Here is a 9,607-nt window from a genome sequence, read left to right as displayed (position 1 = left end):
CAATTTTAACCTTCGAATGTATTGCTCACATACATTTAGCACGTCCAACGTATGGTCTAACCCATGATAGGATAAGTATGAAGGCAGATCAGACTTCAATTTCTTTAATACGATTCTTCTTAGTTTTAAGTATCCTTTCATTTCATTAAAAAGATTTAGACCTGCAAGGCAGATCTTAAGGCATAATACAAAATAAATACAAACAACAGGCCAATATTAAAAGAAAGAAACCTAATGGAAAGGTTAACATTTCGGAATTTCGCTGCAGTGATTTTTGCATTGATATACACTTGTTCACCTAGTTGATCCAGATAAGGTCTTCTCTTTACGCTTATTTTTTCTAAAACTCTAACATATTCTTTGATAGTACCATAAGAGCTGATTATATCCCCAAAGAAAAATACACTATTATCAAACTTGCTTTCTATTTGGGGCATAAAGCACCTAAAGCTATAGTAAATTGAAGTTACACTAAACATAAACCACAGTGCCATAAAAATGTAGATAAATGGGTCTAAAGCAGCAACTTCTATAAGATGATCAGAAAATTGAAAAAAGACATTTATCAATAAACCATAGAATGAAAGCACCAAACCAGCCTTAATTTCGGATGCCTTAATCAAATCCCTTAAATAATTGATCAGATACCAATAGTTATCTACAATATCCAATCCATCATCAAATTCAGGGATATCATCAAGCCCTTCTCCTTTTTTAACCATTAATAAATTATGATTATTGAAAATATTAATTCCTTTAAATTCAAAATAATCTATGATTTAAACAAATTCTTTAATAAAGACTGAAATTATTGTAGACTAATAACAAAATAGAACATTCAATCAAGGCTTTTTAATAGATCGTCAATTTACTATTAAACTTCATCGAACTTCCTATAAATCAATAACAAAAACTCCTGGACAGGCTCCGTTTCTATTTCCCAGTTTAATTCATTGACATATCTTTTGTTAACCAATTGTATAGCTTCATTAAAATTAACACAATCGTCAATTGATTTTAAAGCATGTGAAAGCAAATCTGAGTTTCCATCAAAAAGCTCCTTTGTAAACATAAACCTCTGATTGATTGCGAGACTTTCTGACAATTCTCCAATGACACCTCGCATCCCTTTATAAGATTCTGTTTCAAATCTCGATTTCAGTAAAGCAGAATTTAAAGTAGCATTTCTATCTGAGTGAGATTTTACCTCAGCTAAGTTAGGTTCTTGTTCTTCTTTTTTAAAAACATTCGACTCATCAACCTCTATCTCTTCTGTTTGCTTGACTTCTACTTGGTCAAAAAAAGAGGATTTGGATTCCTCTTCTTTATTTTGAGAATCATTTGTATTTCCATCAGGGTAATCTGTGTCAATTCTATAAAAATCCAAATTAAAAGCTTTCACATCACCAAATGTTGCCAATAGTAGATTTTCCGATTCAAGTGATTCTTTTATGACTTGATAATTTGCTCCTATGGCTCTCAGATATTCTGTTTTATCATGACCAAAGCCCGCCTTATCAATCAAAAAAGTGATTACTCTATCATGCCATTTGTAGTATTTTTTATTCTCTTTTAGATATTCATTTATTTTTCCCTCAGGTGCTTTTTCTATTTCCGATTGATAATAGCTTACAGGATCTGTAGCGAGCGCTATCGCCTGGACTACCGCTATTTTTATCAAAGGCTCGAGATTATCTCTCTCCACCTTAATTCTCTTGGATAATACATTCATAAACTGGGTCAATGCCTCATGCACGGCAATATCCCTATAATCAAAAAATGGATTACTTTTCAATTTAGATAATTCCTCCTGCCAAAGCTCAAATAACCTCTTAATGATAAAAAAATTTACTTGAGTGCTACTTGTCAGTTGAATGATATCTTGACCTGTAATGTATTGTTTTGAAGAAAAAAAGCCGTCACAAACGATGGTAGCGTATTCTTCGGCGTATTTTTCTAAATAATTGCTGTTAATTTGAATTGTCATTGAATTGTCTTGTTTAAAAATGCAACGAACAAATGCCACGAATAGTCATTCAAAACTTATTTAATCGAGAAATTAATTCGAAAGCTGCTGATCGTAAAGTTATTGAATTAATTCATGAAAATGGTATTGACTGGATGCATGCTTGTGGTAAAAAAGGCCGTTGCACCACCTGTAAAATAATTTTGGTGCAAGGGGAAGAAAATTTAAGTCCACGAACTTCCGCTGAGGAGAAGTTCGCAAAGCTTGGAAGGTTAAAATCCAATGAACGGTTATCTTGCCAAGCACGCTTATCTAAAGGCGATTTAATTGTTCGTGTAGCAGAAATCAATAAGTTTCCACATTTAGAATACAGTAATTAAAAGTATGTTTATCGAACCTTCTATAGGAAGGAATAAATTTCCAGAGCGAAAAGGTCAAATTGAGGTCATTTGCGGATCGATGTTTTCAGGCAAAACTGAAGAATTGATTCGTAGACTCAATCGGGCAAAAATTGCCAGACAAAAAGTTGAAATTTTTAAACCTTCCGTTGATAAAAGGTACAGTGAATCTGAAGTAGTCTCGCACAATGAAAATACGATCCGCTCCACTCCTGTTGATTTTGCAGAAGATCTTCTTCTTTTGAGTGGGGATTGTGATGTGGTGGGAATAGATGAAGTTCAGTTTTTTGATACTGAAATAGTTTCTGTAGTTCAAAAATTAGCAATGCAAGGCAAACGAGTAATCCTTGCTGGACTAGATATGGATTTCGAAGGACGGCCTTTCGGCTCAATGCCAATTTTAATGGCAATTGCGGAATATGTTACAAAGGTGCATGCCATTTGTATGAAATGTGGGGATTTAGCAACATTTTCCTTTAGATTATCAGATGCCAAACAAAAAGTCATGCTAGGGGAAAAAGAGTCTTATGAAGCTAGATGTAGGAAATGTTTCTTTGAGGAGAAAAAATAATGTTGCATAAGACGAAAGGTATTGTTTTAAGTTATATCCGCTACAAAGAAACTAGTATCATTTGTAAAATTTTCACGAGAGAACTTGGATTAAAAACCTATTTGGTAAATGGGGTGAGAAGCCAAAAAAGCAAGTCTAAAATAGCCTTATATCAACCAATGACCATCTTAGAAATGGTTGTTTATAACAAAGAGAATTCAGGGATTCAAAGAGTATCAGAAGTAAAGATCAATAGAGCAAATCAAATAATTCCATTTGATTTTAATAGGACTGGCTTAGCGTTATTTATGACAGAAGTTATATCTAGATCCATTTTCGAAAACTACCAAAACGAAAATCTCTATGATTTTTTGGAAGAGAGTATTGAAAGATTGGACAAAAAAGAAACATCTTTAGGTCACTTCCCCTTAGTTTTCTTAATGGAGAATGCCAAATATCTTGGGTTTGCCCCGGCCAGTGCCAGTGAATTCTTGACGGAAAATACAGGCCAGCCTTTTACAGGGGACGAAATTGAAATGACCGAATATTTCATTCAAGAACTTATGTTGAAAAAATACTCATGTCAGTTCAACGTGAAATTATCCCTAAGAAGAAAGCTACTGGACCATTTGTTAGATTTTTATAATCAGCAACTGGAAAATAACCAATCTTGGAAATCAATGGCTATTCTTCGTCAAATATTGGACTGAAATCAAATCATTATCTTATGAATAAAAAATAAAATTTGCTAAATCCAAATCGATCCTTTAATATTGTGGTGTTACGTGAGTATCCAAGTCATCCCACTTTGACTTGAGCTTTTCCTGCAGACCTTTTTTGCTCAGAAATTCGATCACGATCCCAAATACCGCATTTTACAATATCTTATTATTTCATACCCTCTTTATGTACAACATAGAAGAACTCAGAATCAGATTACTGTCTGAACTGAAGGAAATCGCAGAGGAACTTGGAGTCAAAAACCACAAGACTCTAAAGAAAGACGACTTAGTCTATGCGATCCTTGACCAGCAAGCAATCACCCCAGAAAAAGCTTTGCCAAAGAAAAAACCATCTGCCGCAGAAGTTGCTTCGCCAGAAGAAGCTAACAAAAGTGAAAGTGTCAGCAAACCCGCTTCTGAGGAGCCAGAATACAAGCCAAAGTTTAAAAGGCAAAATGTGACTGAAATTCCAAAGGAAATTCCTACAGAAAGCTCTGCCTCCGAGGAGGTAAAGAAACCTGCTCCAAAACCGGAGAGAGTTCATAAAAGGGAAACAGATAAAAAGTCAGAGCCCCAAACTGAAGATGCTCCTCAAGCTGAGGATGCCAAAACTTTTAGGCCACGACGAAAAGTTTTTGAAGAGAAAACTAAAGAAGAAAGCCCAGGAACAGCGGTTTCTGGACCAAAATCCATCGAAAAACAAGAATCTGAGATAGAATTACCTAAAAGGAAAAACTTCAAGTCTCAAGATGAAGTGATGGCTCCTGCCGCTGAAACCACTCCACATTCCAATAGAAAGCGTCCTTTTGTAAATGCCAGAGAATTTGACGGTGTAATCGTCAATGAAGGTGTATTGGAAATGATGCAGGAAGGTTATGGTTTCTTAAGATCTTTGGATTATAACTATTTGGCCTCTCCCGATGATATTTATGTATCTCCTAGCCAGGTTAAGCTTTTTGGTTTAAAGACTGGGGATCATATCAAAGGTTCTATTAGGCCTCCAAAAGAAGGAGAAAAGTATTTTGCCTTGCTGAAGATTGAAACGGTAAATGGTAAGACTACTGACGAGATCCGAGATAGAGTACCATTTGAGTACTTAACACCACTTTTCCCGGAAGAAAGATTAAATCTTTCTACTTCTCCGGATAAAATGTCTACTAGAATTCTTGATTTGTTTGCGCCAATTGGTAAAGGACAAAGAGGAATGATTGTAGCTCAACCAAAAACCGGTAAGACAGTTCTTTTACAGCAAATTGCCAACGCGATTACAAAGAATCACCCTGAGGTACATTTGATGATTCTTCTGATTGATGAGAGACCAGAAGAAGTTACAGATATGGCCAGATCGGTAAATGCAGAAGTGATCTCTTCAACTTTTGATGAGACTGCAGATAGACACGTGAAGGTAGCTAACATCGTTCTGGAAAAAGCCAAGAGAATGGTTGAAGTTGGACACGATGTAGTCATCCTGCTCGACTCAATCACTCGACTTGCTAGGGCTCACAATACGGTAGTGCCAAGTTCAGGAAAAATTCTTTCGGGTGGTGTAGATGCTAATGCACTTCACAAACCAAAACGATTCTTTGGTGCTGCTAGGAATGTTGAAAATGGAGGTTCATTGACCATCATTGCTACTGCCTTGGTCGAAACAGGTTCTAAAATGGATGAAGTGATCTTTGAGGAATTCAAAGGAACTGGTAACATGGAACTTGCCCTGGATCGTAAGCTATCGAATAGAAGAATTTATCCTGCTATTGATGTATTAAGTTCTGGAACCAGAAGAGAAGATCTCTTAATGGACAAGGAAGAAATGCAGCGAGTTTGGATTTTGCGTAAGCTAATGAGCGATATGACTGCTCAGGAATCTATGGAATTCCTGCTTCAGCGAATGAAAGGAACCCGCGATAATGCTGAGTTTTTAATCAGTATGAACGGGTAATAATAAATCCATTATCCTAAAAAGCTCTTGATTTTTCAATCAAGAGCTTTTTTTGTTATTCAAATTTCAAAATAATAAACATGAAAAATTTAGCTTAAAAAACCACAAACATTTATTAGAATTTTAATGTTTAGATGCAAATCTACTTATCTTTGTGAATACATTATTGCATTAATTATACCTATCAATTCTAATAATCATCCTTCTAGGAATTTACTACAAAAATAGTTTTTAATGCAGAGCAATAATCTTCTATATTACCTATTGCTGTTTTGTTCTTTATTTTTTAGAAGTGAGGCTTTTGGCCAAACATACACCTCAAACTCAAACGGAAATTGGAATAATGCTTCTAGATGGACCATTACAAACACAGCGGGATGTGGAAGTCCAATTCCCAACACTCCTCCTGTAGCCACAAATAACCGAGCTTGTCCAATCAACATAGTTATTAATCACAACGTCAATGGCCTAAATGATCTAAATATTGGAAATAATAACCAGGTCTCTATTCAAATAGCAGCAAATAGAACTCTAACAATTAATAGAGATCTATTGGTGACTGGCTTTAACAATAAGTCATTAACATTAAGTGGATCTGGTGATTTAGTAGTAGGTCGTGATTTCTTAGTTAATGGAAACAGTCGTGTTACTATTTCCGGTGATTTAGACATAAATGTAGATGATATAACAGAAATAACTGAAGCTGCTCAGTTTGAAGCTGATGGTAATATTCAATTTTTCTCTGATCGCATCACAATAGATGGTGATGGAGCTTTAAATTTTTCAGCGCTTTCTAACTCAATTTTCGAATCTACAGCGACCAATAGGGATTTTACTATTAGCAATGATTCTAATGTGATCTTCTCAGGGACATCTGGAATTATTTCTAATAGAGATATAATTATTGACGGAAATACCCCTGATATTTCTTTTGAAGATGATTCTTACATGGAATCTAGAGATTTAATTCTTTTTGATGGTGGCACTCTTCAGATGAATGATAATGCCAGTCTATCGATAGATAGAGATTTTGAAATAGATGATTCATTTACAATAGAATTTTTTGGTGATTCTGAATTAAATATTGGAAGAGAAATGTTTATGTTGGGAAATTCACAAATAATTTTAAATGAAAATTCCATTTTATTTGTTGGAGATCATTTAGAATTAGAAGATGGCTCTACTATCATATTATATGATGATGCTTTGATGACCATCACAGATAATACTGACCTTGTTGATCAATCAAAAATTCTAGGATATGACAATAGCCAAATTATTTTGGAAGGTCAGCTATTTTTAGATGTGCAATCCACTTTATCACTAGCTGATAACTCATCCCTACTTGTTCAAGAGGACGTGGAAGTAACCACGGATAATTTAGTTAATGGGATACGGTTTTCCGGGAATTCTTCCGGATCATTTGATTCAGATGTCTTATTTGATGGCACAAACAGTACACTAAACTTAAGTGATGATGCCATAGTAACGGTATCAGGCTCGTTTGATGCCGAAGGAGGAGCAGATATATTCCTAAATAATTCAGCGAATTTGACTCTAAATTCTACCTTAACACTAAATAATAGCGGGACTACTTTAAATTTAACAGGAGACTCGGAAATAGTAATCTTAGGAAGTTCAAATATTGATGGTGGCGCTGATGTAAGTTTAACTGGAAATTCAAACGTAAATTTTAAAGGGAATTTAAGTTTTGATAATACTTCAGGCACAACTTGGACAAATTCACAAACTTCCTATGTTTTAGTGGAAGGAAATTTTGCAAAAGGGCCTAGAAGTAGTTTAACAATTAGAAATTCTGGGGTTTTTGAAATTTGTGCCGGGATTTTTCCTGACCAGGTTACTGATTCTAATATAGTTACTGATCCAGCTCCAGCATATTATGGAGGATGTAGAATCCTCCCTGTTGAATTTGTAAGTTTTAATGTAATATTTAAAGCAAATTCAAGATCAGCATTTTTAGATTGGTCTACTGCTAAAGAATGGCAAAATTCACATTTTGAAATAGAGAGATCATTGAATAGCATTAACGGATGGAAAACAATCGACATTGTATTAGGAAATGGATTTACTGATGAAATTGTTAACTATAACTTTATAGACCAGGAATTACCTCTTCTTGGGGGAAATATCTATTACCGGTTGAAGCAAGTCGATGAGAATGGAAACAGTAGTTACAGTAATACTAAAGCTATTCAGGTTGAACCTTTGCATTCAAATAAAAATTGGAAGCTTTACCCAAATCCAACAAATGGAAATAGTTTTAAATTGGAATTAATTGATCCTTCCGCCTTTGGAGATGAAATTATTACAGTTCGTATTATTTCTCCAATTGGGAATTATCAAATTTTTTCAAATTCAGATTCCAATGAAATTTCTAATGAAATTCAGGAATTTCTAATGAAATCATCTGCGGGGATATATATCATTCAAATTAATTGGGGTAAAAACAAAGAAGTCCACAAAATCATTAGACACTAAGATTCAATCTTATAAATAATCTTCAATTCAAGTTATAAGAACAATTATTTTTGAAATTTGTAAAATAAACCTTACCCTAAATACAAGACACCCTTAAAATCAACATTTTTAAAAAATGTGAACGCCCGGAAGTTTCCTTCCTTTGGTTGATTGACTACATAACAAAATCTAAATGTTTATATATAACGCCTTAATCGTCGTATGTAGCTCACTTGAATTTAGACAAAATCAGAAAAACACTTCTTTTAATTTCAATAGAAGTTCAGACTTTAGCTTAACTTCATTATCGGTATTTATGGGAATTTTGGCCTGAAATGTTGAGTGACTCAAGAATTTTGGAAGAAGAAAATCTGATCCCATTAAATGGAACAAACACAATCGATAGGATAGAATAATTTTAGCTCATTTAATAGATTTTAAAGGAAAATCGTAATAAAAAATCGAATGGATCATTACTCCTTTTTATGTTTTTTAAAAAAAGATTCGCATAATAAAGCTAAAGCTTATATAACAAGTGACTTAGACATAACCTTTAAATAAAGCTAAAATTTGCTCATATTCGATAAATTGATGATTTTCACTTCCTATTTTATTTTTGAAAAATATTGCACTCCAAAAAAATGAAAATGTATTATATATAAATATAATTATTAACATTAATTAAATAAATAGTTATTTGATTATGGTTTATATCAGTAAATCTTAAATTATAAAAACTATTCAAATATTTATTTCATTGAAAACCAATAATTTAAAGCATTAACCTTTTATTCCAATAACGAACCTACTATATTTGAAATGCATTTTAATAGTGATAAAATATCTAAATTGATTTAATGGGTAAGACACTTTTCAAAACCCTAATTTTTTTTTCTCTGATTTTTGTCAGTTGGAATTTTTATGCCCATACACTAGAAAATAGTTTTCGCAAACTAATTCCTCAGATTCCGAATGTTGAAATACAAACAGAAAATTCACATGTTGCCACTCTATCATATATAGATTCTAATCTAAAAGTGCTAAGGATTGGGGAAGTGATGGCTTGTGACATTACGCTAGATTCTGGTTCTGAAAATCAAGAAGTTTGTGAGGGTTCTCCAATTGAGCAAATAGATTTTTCAGTGAATAGTGGGATAATTTCTGTTTCAAATCTTCCTTCAGGATTAATTGTTTCAGGAAATGGAACAAGCAGTATTTCAATCAGTGGTATCCCTATTGAATCAAAAACCTACTTTGTAATTGCATCTGGAGGGAGTTGTAATGGAACCGGGAATGAAATCCAAATTGGGACAATTACTGTTACCACTTCACCAAGTGCCGGAACCTTGAGCGGTGATCAAGCCATTTGTGAGGCCGGAACAACAACCTTCGCTTCAACAGTTGCGGGAGGAACCTGGTCTTCTGATAACATTTCCGTTGCAACTGTTGACCCCGTTTCCGGTGATATTACAGGTATTGCTGCAGGGACAGCTACCATTACCTATACTGTTGCAGGAACAGGAGGCTGTGCCGATGCGACCGAAACACGGGATG

General features: G+C 34.1%; 8 protein-coding genes. 6 read left to right on the top strand and 2 right to left on the bottom strand.

All coding sequences use genetic code 11. The annotated features are described in order from the left end of the window. Positions 1 to 155: 155 nt before the first annotated feature. Together Q0L68_RS11650 and Q0L68_RS11645 are read right to left on the bottom strand one after the other, a co-directional pair. A complete protein-coding gene (locus Q0L68_RS11650) occupies positions 156 to 722 on the bottom strand; it encodes a Pycsar system effector family protein (RefSeq protein WP_296703204.1) in 567 nt (188 codons plus the stop codon). Positions 723 to 874: 152 nt separating this feature from the next. After that, a complete protein-coding gene (locus Q0L68_RS11645; RefSeq protein WP_296703202.1) occupies positions 875 to 1,987 on the bottom strand; it encodes a hypothetical protein in 1,113 nt (370 codons plus the stop codon). Between the two features lie 32 nt (positions 1,988 to 2,019). On the opposite strand from Q0L68_RS11645, the gene Q0L68_RS11640 reads away from it, so the two are divergent. The 6 genes from Q0L68_RS11640 to Q0L68_RS11615 all read left to right on the top strand — a co-directional run. Continuing rightward, entirely contained in the window at positions 2,020 to 2,346 is a 327-nt protein-coding gene (locus Q0L68_RS11640) for a 2Fe-2S iron-sulfur cluster-binding protein (protein WP_296703201.1), read from the top strand. A gap of 4 nt (positions 2,347 to 2,350) precedes the next feature. Continuing rightward, complete coding sequence (locus tag Q0L68_RS11635; protein WP_296703199.1) at positions 2,351 to 2,935, top strand: thymidine kinase; 585 nt, start codon at positions 2,351 to 2,353, stop codon at positions 2,933 to 2,935. Beyond that, positions 2,935 to 3,624 carry a DNA repair protein RecO gene (gene recO, locus Q0L68_RS11630; RefSeq protein ID WP_296703195.1) on the top strand — a complete coding sequence of 230 codons (690 nt, stop codon included), beginning with the start codon at positions 2,935 to 2,937 and terminating at the stop codon, positions 3,622 to 3,624. Before Q0L68_RS11635 ends, recO begins: the two co-directional genes overlap by 1 nt. Positions 3,625 to 3,820: 196 nt before the next feature. After that, positions 3,821 to 5,575, top strand: a complete 1,755-nt coding sequence (gene rho / locus Q0L68_RS11625; protein WP_296703191.1) for a transcription termination factor Rho — start codon at positions 3,821 to 3,823, stop codon at positions 5,573 to 5,575. Between the two features lie 234 nt (positions 5,576 to 5,809). After that, positions 5,810 to 8,074 (top strand): T9SS type A sorting domain-containing protein, encoded by a 2,265-nt coding sequence (locus Q0L68_RS11620; RefSeq protein WP_296703186.1) that lies wholly within the window; start codon positions 5,810 to 5,812, stop codon positions 8,072 to 8,074. Between the two features lie 836 nt (positions 8,075 to 8,910). Next, positions 8,911 to 9,607, top strand: a 697-nt coding sequence (locus Q0L68_RS11615) for an Ig-like domain-containing protein (RefSeq protein ID WP_296703184.1), incomplete at its 3' end; no start/stop codon positions are given.

Source organism: Algoriphagus sp., from assembly GCF_024642405.1.
Taxonomy (GTDB): Bacteria; Bacteroidota; Bacteroidia; order Cytophagales; family Cyclobacteriaceae; genus Algoriphagus.
This window is presented reverse-complemented; position numbering and strand designations above follow the sequence as displayed.

Coding starts and splice junctions, on each gene's coding strand:
- Q0L68_RS11650 (WP_296703204.1), bottom strand. CDS start 722: ATGGTTAAAAAAGGAGAAGGGCTTGATGATATCCCTGAATTTGATGAT.
- Q0L68_RS11645 (WP_296703202.1), bottom strand. CDS start 1,987: ATGACAATTCAAATTAACAGCAATTATTTAGAAAAATACGCCGAAGAA.
- Q0L68_RS11640 (WP_296703201.1), top strand. CDS start 2,020: ATGCCACGAATAGTCATTCAAAACTTATTTAATCGAGAAATTAATTCG.
- Q0L68_RS11635 (WP_296703199.1), top strand. CDS start 2,351: ATGTTTATCGAACCTTCTATAGGAAGGAATAAATTTCCAGAGCGAAAA.
- recO (WP_296703195.1), top strand. CDS start 2,935: ATGTTGCATAAGACGAAAGGTATTGTTTTAAGTTATATCCGCTACAAA.
- rho (WP_296703191.1), top strand. CDS start 3,821: ATGTACAACATAGAAGAACTCAGAATCAGATTACTGTCTGAACTGAAG.
- Q0L68_RS11620 (WP_296703186.1), top strand. CDS start 5,810: ATGCAGAGCAATAATCTTCTATATTACCTATTGCTGTTTTGTTCTTTA.